This window comes from Streptococcus oralis (assembly GCF_016028255.1).
Taxonomy (GTDB): Bacteria; Bacillota; Bacilli; order Lactobacillales; family Streptococcaceae; genus Streptococcus; species Streptococcus oralis_AC.
In genome coordinates this window covers 1,893,448-1,918,867 of record NZ_CP065707.1, presented here as the reverse complement: position 1 = coordinate 1,918,867, position 25,420 = coordinate 1,893,448, and the positions used below count along the sequence as shown (strand labels likewise).

The following is a 25,420-nucleotide window of genomic DNA, read 5'->3' as shown; positions in this document are numbered from 1 at the left end:
AATGGAGATTTTTATGAAAAAATCAAAAAAAATTTTAGTAACCAGCTTAGCAACTGCAACACTGGGACTTATTTCATTTGCAGATACAACTGAAGCCTTTCCTTTTTCGGCTCAGCATGTTTCTGCTCAAGAAAAGGATGTATCTAAAAACGGTAAGATTGTAAAAGAGAATACAACTTCGGCGCCAAATCAAGCTGAGAAATCGAAAACACCAGCGCCGAAACCAGAACCAAAACCAGCGCCGAAACCAGAACCAAAACCAGCGCCGAAACCAGCGCCGAAACCAGAACCAAAACCCGCGCCGAAACCCGCGCCAAAACCCGCGTCGAAGCCAGCACCAAAACCCGCGCCGAAGCCGGCACCAAAACCTACGCCGAAGCCAGCACCAAAACCCGTACCGAAGCCGGCACCAAAACCCGCGCCGAAGCCGGCACCAAAACCCGCACCGAAGCCGGCACCAAAACCCGCGCCGAAACCCGCGCCGAAACCAGAACCAAAACCCGCGCCGAAACCCGCGCCAAAACCCGCGTCGAAGCCAGCACCAAAACCCGCGCCGAAGCCGGCACCAAAACCTACGCCGAAGCCAGCACCAAAACCCGTACCGAAGCCGGCACCAAAACCCGCGCTGAAGCCGGCACCAAAACCCGCGCCGAAGCCGGCACCAAAACCCGCGCTGAAGCCGGCACCAAAACCGACTGAAAAAGCTAAAGAAACAACTCCTAAACAGGATAAATCACAATCTAAAGTTCAGTCTGGCTGGGTAGGAAATTACTACCTCAAATCAGATGGAAAGAGAGCTAAAAATGAATGGGTAGATGGTGGTCGTTATTATGTTGATTCTGATGGAAAAAAGGTTAAAAGTGACTGGATTTATGATAAAAACTATGGATCCTATTATTATTTAACCGCAGAAGGAAGCTCTGCTCGCAATAAATGGGTAGGAAATTATTACCTCAAATCAGATGGAAAGATGGCCAAGAATGAATGGGTAGATGGTGGCCGTTATTATGTTGAATCAGATGGTAAAATGGCTAGGGATAAATGGGTAGATGGTGGCCGTCACTATGTAGACTACGATGGTGTGCGGCAACCAAAACTAGATGGGAAGCAGTACAATGCTGCTTTAAATAAAGCGAAAAGCTATAATTCGGTTTTACATATGTCAAAAAAAGATCTCTATAACCAATTAACGTGGAATGGTTTTTCAAGTTCAGTAGCGCAGTATGCCATCGATCACTTGAATGCAGATTACAAAGCAAATGCCTTAATTACAGCAAGAGAATACCGAAAGAATAACCATTTATCAAAGACAGAGATTTATGAGTGGCTAACTTCTTCTTATGTTGGAAAATTTACAAAAGAAGAAGCAAACTATGCAATTCAAAAACTTAATCTACCATCAGAAGGCAGCCAAGCTCGCAATAAATGGGTAGGAAATTATTATTTCAAATCAGATGGAAAGATGGCCAAGAATGAATGGGTAGATGGTGGCCGTTATTATGTTGAATCAGACGGTAAAATGGCTAGGGGCAAATGGGTAGATGGTGGCCGTTATTATGTTGAATCAGATGGTAAAATGGCTAGGGATAAATGGGTAGATGGTGGCCGTCACTATGTAGGATACGATGGTGTGCGGCAACCAAAACTAGATGGGAAGCAGTACAATGCTGCTTTAAATAAAGCGAAAAGCTATAATTCGGTTTTACATATGTCAAAAAAAGATCTCTATAACCAATTAACGTGGAATGGTTTTTCAAGTTCAGCAGCGCAGTATGCCATCGATCACTTAAATGCAGATTACAAAGCAAATGCCTTAATTACAGCAAGAGAATACCGAAAGAATAACCATTTATCAAAGACAGAGATTTATGAGTGGCTAACTTCTTCTTATGTTGGAAAATTTACAAAAGAAGAAGCTAATTATGCGATTCAACATCTTGATGACTAATCATTTTGAATAGTGAACTATTTTTAGATGTTGTAATGTTGGCTTTTTAGTACGCAAACCTTTGCACAAAGTTGATGATTTTGTTATACTATATCTGTAAGCATTTTCAATTAAAAAGGAGAAGACGATGAGTCAAAAGATTATTGGGATTGACCTTGGTGGAACATCTATCAAATTTGCAATTTTAACTCAAGAGGGAGAAATCCAAGAAAAATGGTCTATCAAGACCAATATTTTGGACGAGGGAAGCCATATCGTAGATGATATGATTGCGTCTATTCAGCATCGTTTGGACTTGCTTGGATTGTCAGCTAAGGATTTCCGAGGAATTGGTATGGGATCACCTGGTGTGGTTGACCGTGAAAAAGGGACTGTTATCGGTGCATACAATCTCAACTGGAAAACCCTTCAACCAGTTAAAGAAAAGATTGAAAAAGCCTTGGGTATTCCATTCTTTATCGATAATGATGCCAACGTAGCTGCGCTTGGTGAGCGTTGGATGGGTGCTGGTGACAACCAACCAGACGTTGTCTTTATGACACTTGGTACTGGTGTTGGTGGCGGTATCGTGGCAGAAGGCAAATTGCTTCACGGTGTTGCTGGTGCTGCTGGTGAGCTTGGTCACATCACTGTTGACTTTGACCAACCAATCGCATGTACCTGTGGCAAAAAAGGCTGTCTTGAGACAGTTGCTTCAGCAACAGGGATTGTCAACTTGACTCGTCGTTATGCAGATGAATACGAAGGCGATGCTGCCTTGAAACGCTTGATTGACGATGGTGAAGAAGTAACAGCTAAAACTGTCTTTGACCTTGCAAAAGAAGGGGACGACCTTGCCTTGATCGTTTACCGAAACTTCTCACGTTACTTGGGAATCGCTTGTGCTAATATCGGCTCAATCCTCAACCCATCAACGATTGTTATCGGTGGTGGAGTTTCAGCTGCGGGAGAATTCCTTCTACAAGGTGTTCAAAAGGTCTATGATGAAAATACCTTCCCACAAGTACGCACATCCACTAAATTGGCTCTTGCAACTCTAGGAAATGACGCTGGAGTAATCGGAGCAGCATCGCTTGTATTGCAATAAGATAGATTGATAATAGAGCTTGGTGTTTATCAAGCTCTTTTTTAAAAATCGAATAAAACGAAATAGGTTTAAATTTTGGGAAGGAGCCGCTAGATGGATACATCAAAACAACCCATGCTTGAACTAGCATTGCCTATCGCTACGGAAGCTCATAGGGGGCAATTTGATAAGGCAGGGATAGATTATATAGAACATCCAATCTATGTAGCAAGCCAAGTTGATACTGAAGAAGAAAAAGCAGTTGCTTTACTACATGATGTCATTGAGGACAGTCCTTTTACAGCTGAAGAACTATTACTAGCTGGTTTACCAGAAACAGTAGTTACAGCCGTTCAAATTTTGTCAAAGAAAAAGGGGCAAGAGTATCAAACATATCTGGAAAATGTGAAATCTAATTCTCTAGCACGCGTTGTCAAATTAGCAGATTTAAAACATAATTCAGATTTATCTAGACTGAGTTCTGTCACTGACAAGGATTTGGAACGATTAGAAAAATACAAGAATGCGATTGATTATCTGAGTATATAGAAAAGCTTTTTTTATGCTATACTAGTTAGGAAATAAATGAGGTGAGAGTAAATGACAAAAGCAGATACGATTTTTAAAGAAAATATTGAACGAATCCTCAAAAACGGTGTCTTTTCTGAGCAGGCTCGTCCCAAGTACAAGGATGGGACTGTTGCCAACTCCAAGTACGTAACGGGTGCCTTTGCGGAGTATGATTTGTCTAAAGGGGAATTCCCCATCACGACCTTGCGTCCCATTGCGATCAAATCTGCCATCAAGGAAGTGCTCTGGATTTACCAAGACCAGTCTAATAGCCTAGAAGTGCTTAATAACAAGTACAATGTTCACTACTGGAATGACTGGGAAGTGGGAGAAACGGGGACCATCGGTGAGCGCTATGGGGCAGTTGTTAAGAAACACGATATCATCAACAAGATTCTCAAGCAGTTAGAAGCCAACCCTTGGAACCGCCGCAATATCATCTCGCTCTGGGATTACCAAGCTTTTGAGGAGACAGATGGTCTTCTTCCATGCGCCTTTCAGACCATGTTTGATGTCCGTCGGGTTGATGGGGAAATCTATCTGGATGCGACTTTGACCCAGCGTTCGAATGACATGCTGGTGGCTCACCACATTAACGCTATGCAGTACGTAGCTCTTCAAATGATGATTGCTAAACACTTTGGCTGGAAGGTTGGGAAGTTTTTCTATTTTATCAACAACCTTCATATCTACGATAATCAATTTGAACAAGCTCAGGAATTGCTTCGTCGTGAGCCGTCAAACTGCCAACCACGCTTGGTTTTAAATGTTCCTGATGGGACCAATTTCTTTGATATCAAAGCGGAGGACTTTGAGTTAGTTGACTATGATCCGGTTAAGCCACAACTGAAGTTTGATTTGGCTATTTAATACTCTTCGAAAATCTCTTCAAACCACGTCAGCGTCGCATTACCGTAGGTATGGTGACTGACTTCGTCAGTTCTATCCACAACCTCAAAGCAGTGCTTTGAGCAACCTGCGGCTAGCTTCCTAGTTTGCTCTTTGATTTTCATTGACTATAAAAGAAAATAAAAAGAAGTTGAGATTTCTCAACTTCTTTTGTTGCTTAATGTGATACGCGACGGCGAGCTGCTTTTTTACGGTTTTCTTCGATGAAAGCTGCTTTTTGCTCTTCTGGCTCAATCACTTTCTTTTTAATTGCGTATACTGCACCTGCAACGGCAGCGACAGTTCCTGCGACACCTGTTACAAGACCTTTAGCGAATCCTTTAGCCATGAGTCTTCCTCCTTTATCTTTCCGATCAGCCAGGCTCCTTAAGTGGTAGCATTTTTCTGACTTAACTTTTTGTGATATAATAATAGTAACGAAAAAATGGAAATTTTTCAAGGAAAAAAGATGAAAACAAAAATAATTGTGATTGTTGGACCGACTGCTGTTGGGAAAACAGCCCTTGCTATTGAAGTAGCTAAGCGCTTTGGTGGAGAGGTGGTCAGCGGTGACAGTCAGCAAGTATACAGAAGGCTAGATATTGGGACGGCCAAGGCTAGCCCAGAGGAGCAAGCAGCTGTTCCTCATCATTTGATTGATGTCAGAGAGGTGACCGAGTCTTACTCGGCTTTTGATTTTGTTTCAGAAGCTAAGAAGGCTATTGAGGATATTCAAAGTCGTGGCAAGCTAGCCATTATTGCTGGTGGAACCGGGCTTTATGTCCAGAGCTTGCTGGAAGGATACCATCTAGGGGGGGAAACACCTCATGAGGAAATATTAGCCTATCGAGCTAGTTTAGAGTCATATTCAGATAAGGAATTAGCCCATCTTGTGGAGCAAGCAGGTCTTGAAATTCCCCAGTTTAACCGTCGTCGTGCCATGCGTGCCTTGGAGATTGCCCATTTTGGTCAGGATTTGGAAAATCAAGAGACTTTGTATGAACCTCTGATTATCTGCTTAGATGATGAGCGTAGTCAGCTTTATGAACGTATCAACAACCGAGTGGATCTAATGTTTGAGGCTGGGCTTTTGGATGAGGCCAAGTGGCTTTTTGACCATTACCCTGATGCGCAGGCAGCCAAAGGAATTGGCTACAAGGAACTATTTCCATATTTCCGTGGGGAGCAGACTTTAGAGGAAGCTAGTGAGAGTCTCAAACAGGCTACCCGTCGTTTTGCCAAGCGTCAGTTGACCTGGTTCCGTAATCGCATGCAGGTGACCTTTTATCAGATAGGAGAGTCTGGCGTGAAGGAGCGTATTCTAAGCCAGATTGAGGAGTTTTTAAATGATTGAAACGGAGAAAAAAGAAGAACGGGTCCTGCTCATCGGTGTAGAATTGCAGGGAATGGACAATTTTGACCTCTCCATGGAAGAGTTGGCCAGTCTGGCTAAGACTGCTGGAGCAGTCGTTGTAGATAGCTATAGACAAAAACGTGAAAAGTATGACTCCAAGACCTTCGTCGGCTCAGGTAAGTTGGAAGAGATTGCGCGGATGGTGGATGCAGAAGAAATTAGCACTGTCATCGTCAACAACCGTCTGACACCACGGCAAAATGTCAATCTAGAGGAAGTTCTCGGGGTCAAGGTTATTGACCGTATGCAGTTGATTCTAGATATCTTTGCCATGCGGGCTCGAAGCCATGAAGGGAAACTCCAAGTGCATTTGGCCCAGCTTAAGTACCTCTTACCCCGCTTGGTTGGTCAGGGGATTATGCTTAGTCGTCAGGCTGGGGGAATTGGTTCCCGTGGACCTGGTGAAAGCCAGCTAGAGCTGAACCGTCGTAGTGTTCGCAACCAAATCACAGATATCGAGCGCCAGCTCAAAGTGGTTGAGAAAAATCGGGCGACAGTCAGAGAAAAACGCTTGGAGTCGAGTACCTTTAAGATTGGCTTGATAGGCTACACCAACGCTGGGAAATCAACCATCATGAACACCTTGACCAGTAAGACCCAATATGAGGCAGATGAGCTATTTGCGACTCTGGATGCGACAACGAAGAGCATCCATCTTGGGGGCAATCTACAGGTTACCTTGACTGATACTGTTGGGTTTATCCAAGATTTGCCGACAGAGTTGGTGTCCAGTTTCAAGTCAACCTTGGAAGAAAGCAAGCATGTGGACCTTCTGGTTCATGTTATCGATGCCAGCAATCCTTACCACGAGGAGCATGAAAAAACAGTTCTGTCCATCATGAAAGACTTGGATATGGAAGATATTCCTCGCCTGACCCTTTATAATAAAGCGGATTTGGTGGAGGATTTTACGCCGACCCAAACGCCATACGCTCTCATTTCTGCTAAGTCTGAGGATAGTCGTGAGAACTTGCAAGCTTTATTGCTAGATAAGATTAAGGAAATTTTTGAAGCATTTACTCTGCGCGTGCCTTTTTCTAAGTCTTACAAGATTCATGATTTGGAAAGTGTTGCGATTCTGGAAGAGCGCGATTATCAGGATGACGGGGAAGTCATTACAGGCTACATTTCCGAGAAAAATAAATGGAGGTTAGAGGAATTTTATGACTGATATTAAAACGTTGGCTCTAAAATATGGGGGTTATACAAGTCTGGATAAGGTCTATCTGGATCAGTTTCTAGCTGGTAAAACAGAGCAGGAGCAACTAGCTCTCATCACACCTCCACCGAGTGTAGTCAATGCCTACTTTGCTGAACTCTACCAGAAAAAGAGTCCTGAAGCTGCGACGGATTATTTTTTAGAAGTCAGTCATGAACTGAATCTCTACAATGCTGAGCCAAGTTTCACCTTTGAAAATAAGCCTTTTATTCGTCTTAACCTGTCGGGTAAATCTTTTGGATTTTGCTATGAGAGTAAGGACCTAGGTCGAATTTTCTCTGAAAATGAAGAGGTGATTTCGGATGACTTGCTCTTTGAAATTGCGCAAATTTTCCCCCATCAACTAGTCTTTGAAGAGTCTGGCAAGATTTACCTGAAAGCTGTCGGGGATGAGGAAGTTGTTAGTGTGGAAAGTCTCACAGCTTTGACAGATTTGGAAAGTTTAGCAGATGGCCGCAAGCGTCTCAAAGGTTATAGTCAAGAGGATTTACTGCAAGAAGCTGTTGCTTTTTCTGGAAAGCGCTATTTCCGATCGGAAAACCGCACAGCTATGTTATATATTGATTAATTAGAAAGTATCGAATGGATATTCAATTTTTAGGAACGGGGGCTGGTCAGCCCTCCAAAGCCCGCAACGTTTCAAGCCTCGCCCTGAAACTCTTGGACGAGATTAACGAAGTCTGGCTCTTTGACTGTGGCGAAGGAACGCAAAATCGCATTCTGGAAACCACGATTCGACCACGTAAGGTCAGCAAAATCTTTATCACCCACCTGCATGGAGACCACATTTTTGGTTTACCAGGTTTTCTCTCCAGCCGTGCTTTTCAGGCTAATGAAGAGCAAACAGATTTGGAAATTTATGGCCCCCAAGGGATCAAGTCATTTGTCTTAACCAGTCTTCGTGTGTCAGGTTCTCGTCTGCCTTACCGCATTCATTTTCATGAGTTTGACCAAAATTCTCTAGGGAAAATCCTTGAAACCGATAAATTCACTGTGTATGCAGAGGAGTTGGACCACACTATTTTCTGCGTTGGCTATCGTGTCATGCAAAAGGACTTGGAAGGAACGCTGGATGCTGAAAAACTTAAGGCTGCTGGTGTCCCATTTGGCCCGCTTTTTGGAAAAATCAAAAACGGTCAGGATGTTGTTCTGGATGATGGAACTGAAATCAAGGCGGCAGACTATATCTCAGCACCGAGACCTGGCAAGGTAGTTACTATTCTTGGTGACACGCGAAAAACCAATGCCAGCGTGCGTCTAGGCGTCAATGCTGATGTCCTGGTCCATGAGTCCACTTATGGAAAGGGTGATGAGAAAATTGCCCGCAATCACGGTCACTCAACCAATATGCAGGCTGCGCAAGTAGCAGCAGAAGCAGGAGCCAAGCGCCTCTTGCTCAATCATATCAGCGCCCGCTTCCTCTCAAAAGATATCAGCCAGCTCAAGAAGGATGCGGCAACTGTTTTTGAAAATGTCCATGTGGTCAAAGACTTGGAAGAAGTGGAAATCTAACAGTTATTGAAAGGACGAAGCATGTCTACTATTCTCATTACAGGAGCTAGCGGTGGATTGGCCCAAGAAATGGTCAAACTCTTGCCAGATGACCAACTCATCTTACTAGGTAGAAACAAGGAAAAACTAGGACAACTCTACGGAAATCATCCTAATGTGGAATGGATTGAAATCGACATTACTGATGACTCAGCCCTAGAAGCTCTGGTAGCTGACCTCTATCTCCGTTATGGTAAAATTGATGTCTTAATCAACAATGCTGGCTATGGAATTTTTGAAGACTTTGATCAGATTTCTAATCAAGACATTCACCAGATGTTTGAGGTTAATACCTTTGCCCTGATGAATCTGTCTCGTCGTCTTGCAGCTCGTATGAAGGAAAGTCGAAAAGGCCATATCATCAATATTGTCAGTATGGCAGGTCTGATAGCGACTGCTAAGTCCAGTCTTTACTCAGCGACCAAGTTTGCGGCTATTGGATTTTCAAATGCTCTGCGCCTCGAACTCATGCCCTATGGTGTCTATCTAACGACGGTTAATCCAGGACCGATTCGTACTGCCTTTTTTGACCAGGCAGACCCAGATGGGAGCTACCTCAAGTCGGTTGACCGCTTTCTTTTAGAACCAGATGCAGTCGCTAGAAAGATTGTCAAAACCATAGGAAAAAATAAACGGGAACTCAATCTTCCAGTTTTGTTGAATCTAGCCCAAAAGTTTTATACCCTCTTTCCTAAGCTAGCCGATAAGTTGGCGGGGGGAATCTTTAACTATAAGTAAAAAAGTTCCTTACCAAAAGGAACTTTTTTATCATGTTTTACTGAGTGTCAAAAATTGTTTGTTTTTGTTCTAAATTTACATTCACATTTTTTGAATCTTCTACAAATTTTAGAAAAAACAATCAAAAATATGATTTTTTGTGTTTAGGGTATTGAAATTTCCTATATTATTTTATAAAATAAAGGTAAAAGGCTATGAAAAAGTAATACGCTTACAAGAAAATGGAAGCGGTTACTAAAGGAGGATTTTATGGGAAAAGGCCATTGGAATCGTAAAAGAGTCTACAGCATTCGTAAGTTTGCCGTAGGTGCTTGCTCTGTCATGATTGGAACCTGTGCGGTTCTATTTGGAGGAAGTGTCGTTGGAGAATCACCAGTTTTCGCGGATGAAACTCCTATCGCCCACACTGTAGAACAAGCAAAAGAGGAAAGTCCGGCAGTGGAGGAAAAAGAAGATCAAGCTGTAGCAGAACACAAGGATGTTGCAAGTGTTGACCAAAGTCAAGCTACTCCAATTGAAACAAGCAAACCAGAGAAGAAAGAAGACGAACCTGTAGCTCCAAAAGAGGAGAAAGTGTCTCTCAAACCTGAAGAAACAGCTCCAAAGGTAGAATCTCAAGCTTCAAGTCAAGAAAAGCCTGTCAAGGAAGATTTGAAAGCTGCGACAAATGAAGAAGTAAATCAAATGATTGAAGATAGAAAAGTGAATTTTAATCAAAATTGGCACTTTAAACTCAATGCGAATCCTAAAGAAGCTGTGAAACCAGATGCCGATGTATCAACATGGCAAAAATTGGATCTTCCACACGACTGGAGTATCTTTAACGATTTTGACCATCAGTCACCTGCCCAAAACGAAGGTGGCCAGCTCAATGGTGGTGAAGCTTGGTATCGTAAGACCTTTAAACTTGATGAAAAAGATCTCAAGAAAAATGTTCGTGTGACCTTTGATGGTGTCTACATGGACTCTCAAGTCTATGTCAATGGCCAGTTAGTGGGACATTATCCAAATGGTTATAACCAGTTCTCATACGATATCACCAAATACCTCCACAAAGATGGTCGCGAGAATGTGATTGCTGTCCATGCAGTCAATAAACAACCAAGTAGCCGTTGGTACTCAGGTAGCGGTATCTACCGTGATGTGACCTTGCAAGTGACAGATAAGGTTCATGTTGAGAAAAATGGAACAACCATCTTAACGCCAAAACTGGAAGAACAGCAACACGGCAAGGTTGAAACTCATGTAGCCAGCAAAATCGTCAATACAGATGATAAAGACCATGAACTTGTGGCAGAATATCAAATCGTTGAACGTGGTGGTCAGGCTGTAACAGGCGTGGTTCGTACGGCAAGTCGTACCTTGAAAGCACATGAATCAACAAGCCTTGATGCGATTTTAGAAGTTGAACAACCAAAACTCTGGACAGTTTTAAATGACAAACCTGCCTTGTATGAACTGGTTACGCGTGTTTACCGTGACGGTCAATTGGTTGATGCTAAGAAGGATTTGTTTGGTTACCGTTACTATCACTGGACTCCAAATGAAGGTTTCTCTTTGAATGGTGAACGCATTAAATTCCATGGTGTTTCCTTGCACCATGACCACGGAGCGCTTGGAGCAGAAGAAAACTATAAGGCAGAATACCGTCGTCTCAAACAAATGAAGGAGATGGGCGTTAATGCCATCCGTACAACTCATAACCCTGCAAGTCCACAGACCTTGCAAATCGCAGCAGAACTTGGTTTGCTGGTTCAGGAAGAGGCTTTTGATACTTGGTATGGTGGCAAGAAACCTTATGACTACGGGCGTTTCTTTGAAAAAGATGCCACTCACCCAGAAGCCAGAAAAGGTGAAAAATGGTCTGACTACGATCTTCGTACCATGGTCGAAAGAGATAAAAATAACCCAGCTGTCTTCATGTGGTCTATCGGGAATGAAATTGGTGAAGCAGACGGAAAGGCTCACTCTCTTGCAACAGTTAAACGCTTAGTAAAAGTGATTAAAGATGTTGATAAGACTCGTTATGTTACCATGGGAGCAGATAAGTTCCGCTTTGGAGATGGTAGTGGTGGCCATGAGAAGATTGCCGAAGAACTTGATGCGGTTGGTTTCAACTACTCAGAAGATAACTACAAGAAACTTCGTGCGAAACATCCCAAATGGTTGATTTATGGTTCAGAAACATCTTCAGCAACCCGTACACGAGGTAGCTACTATCGTCCTGAACGTGAATTGAAACATAGCAACGGACCTGAACGTCATTACGAACAGTCTGACTATGGCAATGACCGAGTTGGCTGGGGTAAAACGGCAACAGATTCATGGACTTTTGACCGTGACAATGCTGGCTATGCTGGACAGTTTATCTGGACAGGTACGGACTATATTGGTGAGCCTACGCCATGGCACAATCAAAACCAAACTCCCGTTAAGAGCTCTTACTTTGGTATCGTAGATACAGCCGGTATTCCAAAACATGACTTCTATCTCTACCAAAGCCAATGGGTTTCTGCTAAGAAGAAACCAATGGTTCACCTCCTTCCTCACTGGAACTGGGAAAATAGAGAATTGGCATCGAAAGTCGAAGATGCAGACGGAAAAATCCCAGTTCGCGCCTATTCAAACGCTGCAAGCGTAGAATTGTTCTTGAACGGTCAATCTCTTGGAGTTAAGACCTTCAACAAGAAACAAACTAGTGATGGCCGTACCTACCAAGAAGGTGCGAATGCTAAGGAACTCTATCTTGAGTGGAAGGTTGCTTACCAACCAGGTACTTTGGAAGCTGTAGCTCGCGATGAAGCTGGAAAAGAAATTGCACGTGACAAGATTACCACTGCAGGTCAACCAGCAGGTGTTCGTCTTATTAAGGAAGAACACGCAATCGCTGCAGATGGAAAAGACTTGACCTACATCTACTACGAAATCGTTGACAGTCAAGGAAATGTAGTGCCAACTGCCAATAATTTGGTTCGTTTCCAATTGCATGGACAAGGTCAACTGGTCGGTGTTGATAATGGGGAACAAGCCAGCCGTGAACGCTATAAGGCGCAGCCAGATGGTTCTTGGATTCGCAGAGCCTTTAACGGTAAAGGGGTTGCCATTGTTAAATCAACTGAACAAGCAGGTAAATTCACACTAACAGCTCATTCGGATCTCTTGAAATCTGGTCAAGTAACTGTCTTTACTGGTAAGAAGGAAGGACAAGAAAAGACAGTTCTAGGAACAGAGGTACCAAAAGTACGTACTGTTATCGAGAAAGAACCAAAAATGCCGAAGACCGTCGCTTTTGTCTACAGTGATGGCAGTCGTGAAAAACGTCCAGTAACATGGTCTCCTGTAGATGTAAGCCAAGCTGGAGTTGTGACTGTTAAAGGTATGGCAGATGGACGTGAGGTAGAGGCTCGTGTCGAGGTTCTAGCAATTGCCAAAGAACTACCAACTGTTAAACGTGTTGCTCCAGGAACAGACTTGAGTGCTGTTGATAAATACGTTTCTATCGCTGTAACAGATGGAAGCGTTCAAGAATACGAAGTGGATAAGTGGGAGATTGCGGAAGCAGATAAAGCCAAACTGTCAGTTGCTGGATCACGTATTCCAATGACTGGTCAACTGGGAGGCGAAACCGTTCATGCTACCCTTGTGGTAGAAGAAGGCAATCCTGCAGCACCTGTAGTGCCAAATGTAAGTGTTGGTGGTGAAGCCGTTACAGGCCTCACTAGTCAACATCCAATGCAATACCGCACTCTTGCTTATGGTGGCCAATTGCCAGAAGTCGCAGCAAGTGCTGAAAATGCTGATGTTACAGTCCTTCAAGCAAGTGCAGCAAACGGTATGCGTGCAAGCATCTATGTTCAACCAAAAGATGGTGGTCCTCTTCAAACATACGCAATTCAGTTCCTTGAAGAAGCACCGAAAATTGACCACTTGAGCTTACAAGTAGAGCAAGCTGACGGTCTTAAAGAAGACCAAACAGTAAAATTGTCAGTCCGAGCTCACTATCAAGACGGAACACAAGCAGTTTTACCCGCTGATAAAGTAAGTTTCTCAACAAGTGGTGAAGGGGAGGTCGCAGTTCGTAAAGGAATGCTTGAGTTGCATAGACCGGGAGCAGTCACTCTCAAAGCGGAATACGAGGGAGCTAAAGGCCAAGTTGAACTCACTATCCAAGCCAATACTGAGAAGAAGGTTGCGCAATCTATCCGTCCAGTAAACGTAGTAACAGACTTGCATCAGGAACCAAGTCTTCCAACAACAGTAACTGTTGAGTATGACAAAGGTTTCCCTAAAATTCACAAAGTCACATGGCAAGCTATTCCAAAAGAAAAACTAGACCACTATCAAACCTTTGAAGTTCTAGGTAAAGTTGAAGGAGTTGATCTTGAAGCGCGTGCTAAAGTCTCTGTAGAAGGTATCGTTTCAGTTGAAGAAGTCAGTGCGACAACACCAATCGCAGAAGCACCGCAATTACCAGAAAGTGTTCGTACCTACGATTCAAATGGGCACGTTTCATCTGCCAAGGTTACTTGGGATGCGATTCAATCAGACCAATATGCTAAGGAAGGTGTCTTTACAGTCACTGGTCGCCTAGAAGGTACGCAATTAACTACCAAACTCCATGTTCGCGTTTCTGCTAAAACAGAGCAAGGAGCAAATATTTCTGACCAATGGACCGGTTCAGAATTGCCACTTGCCTTTGCTTCAGACTCAAATCCAAGCGACCCTGTTTCAAACGTCAACGATAAATTGATTTCATTTAATGACCGCCCAGCCAACCGTTGGACAAACTGGAACCGTACTAATCCAGAAGCTTCAGTCGGTGTCCTATTCGGAGATTCAGGTATCTTGAGCAAACGTTCAGTTGATAATCTAAGTGTCGGATTCCATGAAGACCACGGAGTTGGTGTACCGAAGTCTTATGTGATTGAGTATTATGTCGGTAAGACCGTTCCAACAGCTCCTAAAAACCCTAGCTTTGTAGGTGAGGAAAACCATGTCTTTAACGATCCTGCAAACTGGAAAGAGGTAAGCAATCTCAAAGCACCAGCTCAATTAAAAGCTGGAGAAATGAATCACTTTAGCTTTGATAAAGTTGAAACCTATGCTGTCCGTATTCGTATGGTTCGACTTGATAGCAAGAAAGGAACATCTATCACAGAGGTACAAATCTTTGCGAAACAAGTTGCAGCAGCCAGACAAGGACAAACAAGAATCCAAGTTGACGGCAAAGATTTAGCAAACTTCAACCCTGATTTGACAGACTACTACCTTGAGTCTGTAGATGGAAAGGTTCCCGCAGTAACAGCAAGTGTTAGCAACAATGGTCTCGCTACCGTCGTTCCAAGCGTTCGTGAAGGTGAGCCGGTTCGTGTCATCGCGAAAGCTGAAAATGGCGACATCCTAGGAGAATACCGTCTACACTTTACAAGCAATAAAGACTTGCTCTCTCGTAAACCAGTTGCTGCGGTCAAACAAGCTCGCTTGTTGCAACTAGGGCAACCACTTGAATTACCAACTAAGGTTCCTGTTTACTTCACAGGTAAAGATGGCTATGAGGCAAAAGACTTGGCAGTTGAATGGGAAAAAGTTCCAGCAGAAAATCTGACAAAAGCAGGTCAATTTACTGTTCGAGGCCGTGTCCTTGGTAGTGACCTCGTTGCGGAGTTCACTGTACGAGTGACGGACAAACTTGGTGAGGCTCTCTCAAACAACCCTAACTATGATGAAAACAGTAACCAAGCCTTTGCTTCAGCAACCAATGATATTGATCCAAGTTCACATGACCGTGTAGACTATATCAATGATGGAGACCACAATGAAAATCGTCGTTGGACAAACTGGTCTCCAACACCATCTTCTAATCCAGAAGTATCAGCAGGTGTAATCTTCCGTGAAAATGGCAAGATTGTTGAACGGACTGTTGCGCAAGCCAAACTTCACTTCTTTGCAGATAGTGGAACGGATGCGCCATCTAAACTCGTTTTGGAACGCTATATTGGCCCAGATTTTGAAGTTCCTACCTACTATTCTAACTACCAAGCCTACGATGCAGGCCATCCATTCAACAATCCAGATAACTGGGAAGCTGTTCCTTATCGTGCGGATAAAGACATTGAAGCTGGAGATGAAATTAACGTAACATTTAAAGCTGTGAAAGCCAAAGCTATGAGATGGCGTATGGAGCGTAAAGCAGACAAGAGCGGTGTTGCGATGATTGAGATGACCTTCCTTGCACCAAGCGAACTGCCTCAAGAAAGCACTCAATCTAAGATTCTAGTAGATGGGAAAGAACTTCCTGACTTCGCTGAAGATCGTCAAGACTACCAAATTACCTATAAAGGTCAACGTCCAAAAGTTTCAGTTGAAGAAACAGACCAAGCAGCTTCAACAGTTGTAGATAGTGGCGATGATAGCCTTCCAGTACTTGTTCGCCTCGTTTCAGAAAGTGGAAAACAAGTCAAGGAATATCGTATCCAACTAGTCAAGGAAAAACCAGTTTCTGAGAAACCAGCCCCTGCTATTCAAGAAGAAAATCCAAGTCTTGAGCTTGTCGAAAAAGAACTTGCCTTCCAGACTGTTGAAAAAGAAGATTCAAGTCTATATGTAGGTGAAAGCCGTGTAGAACAAGAAGGACAAGTTGGTAAGGAACGCATTCTTACATCTGTTAGTCCAGACGGAACTCGTGAAGAGAAACTCCGTGAAGTGCTTCAGGCTCCTGTTAACCGGATTCTTCTCGTTGGAACTAAACGTGGTACGGCTCGACCACTTGATGGTGTCAGAGATTTGGTTCATCACAAACCAGAACTCCTGGTGGAAGAAGAGGCAGTTGATTTCAAAGTTCAAGAACGTAAGACTGACAAACTTTATGTGGGTGAAAGTCGTGTTCTTCAAGAAGGTCAAAAAGGTGTTCGTGTCCACCTAGTAGAAGTCGAAAATGGTAAGCGTACATCAAAAGAAACCTTTGATAAGATAGTTGCGCAAGATCGTATCGTGGAAGTTGGAACTAAACGTGGTACGGCTCAACCACTTGATGGTGTCAGAGATTTGGTTCATCACAAACCAGAACTACTAGTAGAAGAAAAGGCAGTTGATTTCCAAGTTCAAGAACGTAAGAACGATAAACTTCCAGTAGGACAAACTCGTGTGATCCAAGAAGGCCAAAAAGGTGTACGTGTTCATCTCATCGAAGTGGACAATGGGAAACGCACTGTAAAGGAAACCTTTGATAAGCTAGCATCGCAGGATCGCATTGTGGAAGTGGGAACTGCTGTAGCACAAGAAGGACCAAATCCACAAGTTCCTGTCAATCCAGATGCGCACCAACTGACTCAAACAGGAGCACAATCTCAAGAAGAAAAAGTGACACAAACTGAAAAAGGTCACCTTCCAAATACAGGAAGTGAGTCTCAGATGTCAGCTTTAGCAGCAGGATTGGCTCTCTTGGGCTTAGGTGCAGGACTTGCAGCTACTACTCGCAAAAAAGAAGACTAAGTTTAGTTACAAGCTAAATTGAACAGGAAAAGGCCAGAGTGACGCTCTGGTCTTTTTCGTCTGAGTTATAATAGTAAACAAATGTTTAGAATAGTCAATCCTATTCCAAATGGATTTTGCTCAAAATTCATAAAGTGCCCTTCACACTTATAAAAAGAGAGGTCGTGTTTGAAAATAATTGATAAATATGCTACAATAGTAGGCACTGGTAATTTTTATAAATGATTTTTTAATGAGAAAAATCGGATAAAATCCATTCAACTTTAGAAGGATCATGATCAGATGAGAAAGCGTAAAATTCCTTACCTTTCAGAGATTTGGTATGGGAGTGGTTTTTTAGATGTTAATCATGGTGACAGAGTTGATATACTTATAAAAATTTTAAGGATTAACTAAATCCGTTTATGCATTTGATAGTGTTCAAATAGAAGAAATGGAAGAACAGGTGTTCTCACATGAAAATATTCAAGGATAGAAGAGAAGCTCCAAGTAGATTTACACTCATGAGGTGCTCCTGTATTTCGTAGGTGAAATATCATGGTAAGCCAGTTAATCCTATCTTGATTATCAGTGGGATGAGCCTGTTTTCTTGGGTTGTCTTGCTGTTACGATGGTGAATGAACATTGCTAGAAAATGATCGCAAGACTTGCTAAATATAAAGAATAAAGGATGACAGATGAAACATTTCGGTCTTAAGAAACAGAAACGAACAAGTATTTTTTTCCGAAGAGCAATTTTTACAATTTTGATCATTGCGATCTATATACTTGGTCGCCATATTTTACTTCCAGGATACAATGGCAATACAGGTTTTTCACAAATAACTGAGCAAAATCCCTTGGCCTATTTGTATTCCTTAGCAGGAGTAGATGTCTCTAAGATTTCCATGTTTTCACTGGGACTAGGTCCTTGGATTACGACGATGATCGTTTGGCAGGTCATCAACTTGAATAAAAGTTGGAATATCCAGTCCTGGTCATTGAAAAAAGCGGATTTTGTGCAAAAGATTCTCACTTTGATTTTTTCCGTGTTACAGGGGATAGCTGTTATGTACACGGCTCGTTCGGAAAATGGACGCTTTTTGCTTCTTGTAGATGATTGGATTTATAATATGGCTGTACTGGCAACTGTTGTAGCAGGAGGCTTTGTTATTATCTGGTTGGCTAGTTTGAATGTTAGCAAGGGAGTAGGTGGGCAGACAATTATTATTATTTCAGGAATTCTGCTACAATTTGCTAACCAATTAGTGGTATTGATAGGACAATCTGTTTTGTCTAAAGAAGGATTAGCCTTTCTAGTAGGTGCGGCGATCTCATTTTTGATCTTGGGCTATATTGCCGTGGTCTGCGAGAGAGCTGAAATTCGTTTGCCTCTAAATCGAGTCATGTTAAGTAGTCGTTACTATGGCAAATCTTACCTCCCTATCAAATTTCTTCCCTCTGGGGGAATGCCTATTATGTATGCCTCGAGTGTTATTATGTTGCTTCAGTTGGTATTAGACTGGTTTGGACATGGTTTTACAAAAAATTTTGGTAGTTTATTTGACTTTACAAACCCCCTAAGTTTAGCCTTTTACTTGCTTGCTATCTATCTTCTTGCAATTTTATTTGCCTATATCAACTTAGAACCAGAAGAAACAGCGAAACGTTTACAACGTCAAGGAGAATACTTAGATTATATCCAGCCTGGGAAAGCAACTTTAAAAGTTTTGAAACATTACATTTCCTTACAATCTAATGTAGGAGCACTCTACCTGATCGTTTTTATTGGTTTACCCTATTTCATTAATTTCTTCCTACCTCTTCCAAATTTGCTTTTGACTATACCAAGTACATTGATCATTTTAGTCAGTATGCTCTTGCCTTTGCATGAAGAAATACGTATCTTGAGAATTGGGACTTACTACCACAAAGAATTAGAATTTAAAGGAGAATAGAGGGATATGTTTTACTTTGTACCATCTTGGTATAGACAAGATCGGAAATGGTATTCTACCACCCTGCCTTTCTATTACGTGTCTAAAAATATGATGTTTGATGATGCGGTGAATTTGCTGCGAATGTTTCAGCAATCAGGAGAGGCAAATACCACTCTGATTTTGAACTATTCACCACATATTCGAACCTTTCTTTATCAGCAAAGAATATTGCCAGAAACTGTATGGAATCTATTTGATACCATACAAGGTCTGACGGATGTATCTGTACGTAAAATTCGTCTGGAAGATATTAAATGGCCTCAAGGGGTAGAATTCTTCTATACTCCTTTTATGATTGAGGTATATTTAAATCAAGAACACTATGCTAAAATTAACTTTTCACAAACAGGTAATTTCTTTGATATTACTTATTTTGAGGGTGGACAGACAAATCATCAGTTGATTTTTGATGATCGTGGATTTGTTTCAAGCATCATCTATTTTGAAAATAATCAACCTTACTACCAAGATTATTTAAATTTACAAGGTACATGGCAGTTTAGGGAATTTTTGGGCACAGAAAATCATCAAGTACTTATCAACCCTGAGGCGCAGGCTACATTTGCAAAAGAAGTTTACCAAGATATCGAAGAATTGATCAATGAAAAATTAGATCAGTATCTAACTTCTTCGCTAACCAAGGATGATACGATTGTGATTTCGTCAGATGTACAGCACAACCACTTTTTCCAAAAGGTTAAGGAAAACCATCATGTTATCTTGTCTTTTTTTGGAGATCGCTATCCAATCACAAACCAGGAGCAGCTGCTAACGGATTTGACAGACACGCCGTTCTTCGTTGTTGATAGTTTAAATAAAATTGAAACGATAGCAGCTAATATGGATCTAGAACAGTTGCCGGGATTTTATGAGATTCCGCCTTATGATACTCATCTAAACCTAGGGCATAGTCAAAGAAAAAAAGAGTTAATTGTTTACGTCAATTACGACAATCTACCAGCAGATAAAATTCAATATGTGTTTACGACTTTGTTTGAAATGATGTTGAAAAATGAATGGATTGACTTGCTGGTTGGAACACAAAGTCAGGATTTTGGCCGAGAGGCCTATATAAAACAGGTACTAGAAAACTATCGAACTCTTAAGCCAGAATATGAACAAGAATTGATTTTTGTTGATAAAGAGAAAAGAGCGAGAGGTGAGAACCGAGTTCTTGATGATGAAGAGGAGATTGTTCGCGAACGGATTGATATTGAGACCATTCATAGCGACATCGATTTGATTAAAGTTCTGAAGTACGTTCGTATTATACTAGATTTGGGAACTCCAGCTGATGTGTTGACTCAAATCGCTGGCATTAGTGGAGGGATCCCTCAGGTTAACTTGTATAGTTCTTCTTATGTGAAGCATGGAGAAAATGGTTGGATTCTAGATAATATTTCAGATTTTGAAGAGGCACTCTTATATTACCTCACAAACTTAGAACATTGGAATCAATCTCTAGTTCACTCAGTCAAGAAGATTGAACAGTATACAAAGGGTGAGATTGTCGATATGTGGAAAAATACCATAAAGGAATTAAAAGGAAATGAAAAAAATTAGTGTTTTGCAAATTGCTGATGAAAATTGGCAGGAGCAATATGAAATTCCTAGTAATATAAAATGGACATTTGTCAAACCAGAAGACATCGTCTCTTTATTGCCAGAAGATATCGGGATCTTAAATAGAGAAGTTGAGGCGGAAAACGGGAAAAAAAAGAAGAAAAAAGTAGACAAACCGTTTGATGTCGTGTTGGTAGATACTGCTGAATATTTAGAGTATGTCACTATCTTGGATCAGAAAATTCAGGTTTACCGTCTGTTCTATCATGAGCGTTGTCAAATCACTACAAAAACGTTGGAACGATTTCTTTTGCGCAAAAAAGCTGTGAAAACAAATTTTGAAAATCCAGAGCAGATGCTACATATATTTTCACGTGGTTTTTTCTCTAAGCAAAATGGAACGAAACTAAGTGTTAATCATCTAGTCGCTGCACCATCTTTTGAGGGGCAAGTCAGTTATGAAGGGACAAACTACCTTCTTTTGTGTGGCCGATACGGCGAGGATTATCAGACTATTGCGACCTATCAACATAATGTTTTTCTGAGTGGGGAGATGCCCTTAGATCTGTGGCCTGAGTTCAGGGTTTCAGAAGGTTGTTCGATCCGCTACGTTGTCAAAGGTTTTCCAGCTGGAAATTCTCCCATGCAAGAATGGATTTATGATGAAACGAGCTTTGATCGGTCTCTGACGTTAGATGTAAATGATTCGTATTATTTGAGTATCAGCATTCAAGCAAAAGGACAAGGAATTGTAAAACTTGGTCCCTGCCACTATCGAGACTCCCATCTAGGCTATGGAGACTTGTTAGTCGGAGGAAAACGAATTAGCGATAAAAATAGAGAAGAACTGATTTATTTCTTCCATCCAGGAGATTTGAAACCACCGTTGAACATCTATTTTTCAGGGTACCGTCCTGCAGAGGGATTCGAGGGATACTGGATGATGAATAATTTGGGATCGCCATTCTTACTAGTAGGGGATCCGCGTTCAGAAGGGGGCGCATTCTATCTTGGATCGGAGGAGCTGGAACAAAAACTTCTCCAAGTGGTTCATAACTGCTTAGATGAACTTGGTTTTACGAAGGAACAACTGACCTTGTCAGGTTTATCAATGGGGACTTTTGGCGCCCTTTACTATAGTTCTAAGTTGGAACCTCATGCCGTCATTGTCGGAAAACCTCTTGTCAACTTAGGAGATATGGCAGAAAATGAGTCAACTATTCGTCCGGGAGGATTTCCAACGTCACTGGATTTGGTGTACCGCACAATAGGGGAGTTATCAAGTGAAGCTACAGCTCAGCTTAACGAACGTTTCTGGACGGCTTTTGAGTCAGCTGATTTCTCAAGAACAAAATTCATTATCTCCTTTATGTATCAAGATGACTATGATATGTCGGCCTATCCTGATATGCTGGATGAGTTAGGACAGCGAGATTACCGCGTCAGCGTTATCAGTAAGGGATTGACTGGACGACACAACGACGATACACAAGGTATTGTCGAATGGTTCTTTAATCAATATAAAACGCTATTAATGAATAGTTTTGAAAGGGAGTTTAAATCGTGAGATACAAGGAAGAAGTCTATTTTGCTTATTGGGATATCCAAAGCATATCTCAGTATCTATACGGTTCATCTGTCAAACTGTTAGATGGTGGTCATGTTTTGTATGAAAACCAGTTCATGCCTTCGGGGACAGTTATTCATGAATGGCATTCACGGGCAAACTATCAGGCCTTACGCAATACGAGTCAGCTTCCTGAATTGAAACGTGGGCAAAACTATATTTTTGGCAGTCATATAGAAACCATCCCAGAAAATTCAACATACTTAAAAGTTGAATTTATGGATGCTCGAGATGAAGAAATTTCGAATCAAATCATTAAACAGGGCGAGAGAGTGAGCGTATGCGTTCCAGATAATACACAATATTATAAGGTGCAGTTAGTCAGCTCGGGTTGTCATCGCTTCCTGTTTGAAGGGATTTATGTTGCTGAGGAGCAGTTGGCGGATTATACAGTGGATCGCTACTGGATTTCTGATTTGCTTCATCAGGATTCCGAGAAAGAAACGATGTATGTTTGCTTTACTGAACCTGAACTCAATCGAACAGGTTTTATTCCAGAACGTGTTCGTGAACATTTCTCAAATGTATTGATTGTTAATTCGTCTTATGGGGAAGCGCTCCTATACATGGAGGAACGTTTTTACGAAACTTTGCTTGAAACGATTGAAGAATTAGCGCAAGAGCATCTTTTTGAAAAAGTGGCTTTTGTTGGTTATGGAGCGATTTCTAATATTGCGGCCTTGCATTACTCCAAACAATTTGGAAATTCATACGCTCTTGTGACGGATGAGTTTCTAAGTGAACTAGATTATCAACGCTTGCTGGAACGTTACCGTAATCGAGTAAATCCGCCTATTTTTAAAGAATTATTGCTACAGCAATTTAACCCGACAAAAGTTAAGGAATATGCGGACTTGAAGACTAGACCACGTGAACTAGCAAACATTGAATATTTATTAGATAAGTCATTTTTACTTCAAGCGATTGACTTGGAAAAGATTGAAGAGTGGATGAGAGAGAATGAAAACTAAACGATTCAATTTGACCAACTCCTATAAACTAATGCGTTACAAAAAGATTTTGGAGAAGGTTAATAAACTATCTGATAGTTATGCAGCTATGTCAAATGAGAAACTGCAAGCTCAGACAAAATGGTTTAAAGAACGCCTTTCTGGAGGAGAAAGCTTGCAGTCAATCTTGCCAGAAGCATATGCAACCATTCGTGAGGCAGCCAAGCGTGTATTAGGATTATATCCTTATGATGTTCAGGTTTTAGGGGCCTTGGTTATGCAGGACAATCAGATTGCAGAAATGAGAACAGGGGAAGGAAAAACCTTGACAGCTATCCTTCCTTTATACCTAAATGCCTTGACGGAAAAAAGTACGATCTTAGTCACGGCCAATGAATATTTGGCAGCGCGTGATGCTAAACAAATGGCACCCGTTTTTCGATTTTTAGGAATGACAGTTGGGGTTGGTGTCTCGGACGATCCGACAAAAAAGCTTAAAATTCCTCAAAAACAACAAATCTATAAGTGTGATATTGTCTATACAACACATAGTGCGTTAGGGTTTGATTACCTAGAAGAAAACTTGGCGACATCTCAATCAAAGAAGTTTTTGCCAAAATTTTATTTTTGTTTGGTCGATGAAGTAGATGCAGCCTTGCTAGATAGTGCGCAGATGCCCCTAATCATTTCAGGTTCTCCTCGGGTTCAATCCAACCTCTTTCTCTCGTGTGATGAGTTTGTAAAAACTCTAAAAGAAGGGGAAGATTTTAATTTAGACTCTACTCGGACGTCTGTATGGTTGACGAGAAAAGGAGTAAAGGAAGCAGAGGTTTATTTCCGCGTTCAGAATGCCTATGATCCAGATAATTACCAGCTCATTCGCCAAATTAACCTAGCTTTGAGAGCTAACCACTTATTTGAAAAAGATCGTCAGTATACGGTGGATAATGGCGAAGTTAAACTGATGGATGAGGCGACAGGACGTCTCTTGGAAGGAAATAAACTCCAATCAGGACTGCACCAAGCACTAGAAGCCAGAGAACGTGTGAAAATCACATTGGAAACGCGTTCGATGGCCTCTATTACCTATCAAAATTTATTTAGAATGTTTCCAAAATTAGCAGGAATGACGGGTACTGGTAAGGTTTGTGAGGATGAGTTCAGAGACGTTTACGACTTGGGAGTCGTAGTTGTTCCTACACGAAAACCCAATTTACGAATTGATTATCCAGATGAAATCTATCTCACGATTCCTCAAAAGTTATATGCTTCATTGGAGTATATCAAAAAATTACATAAAAAAGGTCAGCCAGTTTTAATTGCGACAGGATCGGTTGGAATGTCTGAGATTTATTCTATGCTCTTACTCCAAGAGGGAATCGCCCATAATGTGTTGAACGCCCATAATGCAGCGAAAGAGGCTGAGATGATCGCACTGGCGGGTAGACGTTCTGCAGTGACGGTAGCAACATCAATGGCAGGTCGTGGAACAGATATTATCTTGGAAGAAGGGGTTGCTGAGTTGGGTGGACTTGCTGTTGTTGGAACAGAGAGAATGTCCAGTGAGCGAGTCGATTTGCAGCTTCGCGGTCGTGCCGGACGACAAGGCGCTCCAGGATTGAGCAAATTCTTTATTTCTCTTGAGGATGATCTTATTTCCAAGTCTGGTAGCAAATGGATTAGTGAGTACTATCACAAAGAAATTGCAAAACCAGAGGAAAAACAAAAGATTCATTTGACCTCTCGTCGTATTAGATATGCGGTTGAAGAAGCTCAGAAGAATAGTGATAACGCGTCAGCGGCTTCCAGACGTTCAACGGAACGATATGATGAAAGTATCCGTATTCAGCGACAGATTATCTACAATAAGCGTAATAAGCTCATCTCCCATCCAGACTTTGATTTGACCTATTTCTTGTCTACCCTATCGGATGCAGTGGACATTTATACAAGTAAAACACCGTTTAAAGAGCGGGCGGATTTGTTTCGCTTTGTTTTGGATAACATTAGTTATTACTGCGAGGATATTCCAGATGATCTAGATGTTACGGATTTACGGCAAGTTAAAAAGTTTTTATCTGACCTCCTTGTTTCAGAATACCAGCAGAAAAAAGATAAAATCAAGGATTCAGAGTTGTTCAATCAATTTCAACGAACTGTTGTTTTGAGAGCGATAGATGACTGTTGGGTTGAGCAGGTTGACTATTTACAGCAATTTCAAGGTTTGGTGTCTAGTCAAGGATACGCCCAAAAAAATCCTGTCTTTGAGTTTCATAAAGAAGCTTTTAAATCATACAAAAGAATGAATGCAGATATAAATCTAAACATTATAAAAAATATGGCATTGAGTTACATTAATATTAAGCCTTCTGGGAAGTTAGAAGTTTTCTTTGGCTAATACTTTGACAGATTCTGT

Annotated in this window: 16 protein-coding genes; 15 read left to right on the top strand and 1 reads right to left on the bottom strand. The window is 41.6% G+C overall.

The genetic code is table 11. From position 1 onward, the window contains the following. The first annotated feature begins 13 nt into the window (after positions 1–13). The 4 genes from I6G42_RS09400 (at position 14) to I6G42_RS09385 (ending at position 4,454) form a co-directional block, all read left to right on the top strand. Positions 14–1,948, top strand: coding sequence for an Ltp family lipoprotein (locus I6G42_RS09400; protein ID WP_232234400.1), 1,935 nt, complete (start codon positions 14–16; stop codon positions 1,946–1,948). Positions 1,949–2,075: 127 nt separating this feature from the next. Then, the gene (locus I6G42_RS09395; protein ID WP_038804398.1) at positions 2,076–3,035 is read left to right on the top strand and encodes an ROK family glucokinase; all 960 of its coding nucleotides are present in this window, start codon (positions 2,076–2,078) and stop codon (positions 3,033–3,035) included. Positions 3,036–3,128: 93 nt separating this feature from the next. Continuing rightward, entirely contained in the window at positions 3,129–3,563 is a 435-nt protein-coding gene (locus I6G42_RS09390; protein ID WP_080641277.1) for an HD domain-containing protein, read from the top strand. Positions 3,564–3,614: 51 nt separating this feature from the next. Further along, the gene (locus I6G42_RS09385) at positions 3,615–4,454 is read left to right on the top strand and encodes a thymidylate synthase (protein WP_038804397.1); all 840 of its coding nucleotides are present in this window, start codon (positions 3,615–3,617) and stop codon (positions 4,452–4,454) included. A gap of 196 nt (positions 4,455–4,650) precedes the next feature. Here the strand turns inward: I6G42_RS09385 and I6G42_RS09380 are convergent, their stop codons facing one another. Beyond that, the gene (locus I6G42_RS09380; protein WP_001051782.1) at positions 4,651–4,821 is read right to left on the bottom strand and encodes a DUF3042 family protein; all 171 of its coding nucleotides are present in this window, start codon (positions 4,819–4,821) and stop codon (positions 4,651–4,653) included. A 120-nt stretch (positions 4,822–4,941) separates the two neighbouring features. On the opposite strand from I6G42_RS09380, the gene miaA reads away from it, so the two are divergent. The 11 genes from miaA to secA2 all read left to right on the top strand — a co-directional run bounded on the left by miaA (position 4,942) and on the right by secA2 (position 25,402). After that, positions 4,942–5,826, top strand: a complete 885-nt coding sequence (miaA, locus tag I6G42_RS09375) for a tRNA (adenosine(37)-N6)-dimethylallyltransferase MiaA (protein ID WP_038804396.1) — start codon at positions 4,942–4,944, stop codon at positions 5,824–5,826. Further along, positions 5,819–7,057, top strand: coding sequence for a GTPase HflX (hflX, locus tag I6G42_RS09370; RefSeq protein ID WP_038804395.1), 1,239 nt, complete (start codon positions 5,819–5,821; stop codon positions 7,055–7,057). Before miaA ends, hflX begins: the two co-directional genes overlap by 8 nt. Then, positions 7,050–7,673, top strand: coding sequence for a cystathionine beta-lyase (locus I6G42_RS09365; protein WP_038804394.1), 624 nt, complete (start codon positions 7,050–7,052; stop codon positions 7,671–7,673). Before hflX ends, I6G42_RS09365 begins: the two co-directional genes overlap by 8 nt. A 14-nt stretch (positions 7,674–7,687) precedes the next feature. Beyond that, positions 7,688–8,617: a ribonuclease Z gene (gene rnz, locus I6G42_RS09360; protein WP_038804393.1), complete on the top strand. Its 930-nt coding sequence runs from the start codon at positions 7,688–7,690 to the stop codon at positions 8,615–8,617. A gap of 21 nt (positions 8,618–8,638) precedes the next feature. Beyond that, a complete protein-coding gene (locus tag I6G42_RS09355; RefSeq protein WP_038804392.1) occupies positions 8,639–9,394 on the top strand; it encodes an SDR family NAD(P)-dependent oxidoreductase in 756 nt (251 codons plus the stop codon). Positions 9,395–9,643: 249 nt separating this feature from the next. Continuing rightward, on the top strand, positions 9,644–16,885 hold the full coding sequence (gene bgaA / locus I6G42_RS09350; protein ID WP_038804391.1) for an LPXTG-anchored adhesin/beta-galactosidase BgaA: 7,242 nt from the start codon (positions 9,644–9,646) through the stop codon (positions 16,883–16,885). Positions 16,886–17,562: 677 nt separating this feature from the next. Further along, positions 17,563–18,822: a preprotein translocase subunit SecY gene (locus I6G42_RS09345; protein WP_038804390.1), complete on the top strand. Its 1,260-nt coding sequence runs from the start codon at positions 17,563–17,565 to the stop codon at positions 18,820–18,822. Between the two features lie 6 nt (positions 18,823–18,828). Continuing rightward, positions 18,829–20,427, top strand: a complete 1,599-nt coding sequence (gene asp1 / locus I6G42_RS09340) for an accessory Sec system protein Asp1 (RefSeq protein WP_038804389.1) — start codon at positions 18,829–18,831, stop codon at positions 20,425–20,427. Further along, on the top strand, positions 20,414–21,994 hold the full coding sequence (asp2, locus tag I6G42_RS09335; protein WP_038804388.1) for an accessory Sec system protein Asp2: 1,581 nt from the start codon (positions 20,414–20,416) through the stop codon (positions 21,992–21,994). The genes asp1 and asp2 overlap by 14 nt, the downstream gene beginning before the upstream one ends. After that, positions 21,991–23,025 (top strand): accessory Sec system protein Asp3, encoded by a 1,035-nt coding sequence (asp3, locus tag I6G42_RS09330; protein ID WP_038804387.1) that lies wholly within the window; start codon positions 21,991–21,993, stop codon positions 23,023–23,025. The genes asp2 and asp3 overlap by 4 nt, the downstream gene beginning before the upstream one ends. Then, entirely contained in the window at positions 23,015–25,402 is a 2,388-nt protein-coding gene (gene secA2, locus I6G42_RS09325) for an accessory Sec system translocase SecA2 (RefSeq protein ID WP_038804386.1), read from the top strand. Before asp3 ends, secA2 begins: the two co-directional genes overlap by 11 nt. The last annotated feature ends 18 nt before the right edge of the window (positions 25,403–25,420 follow it).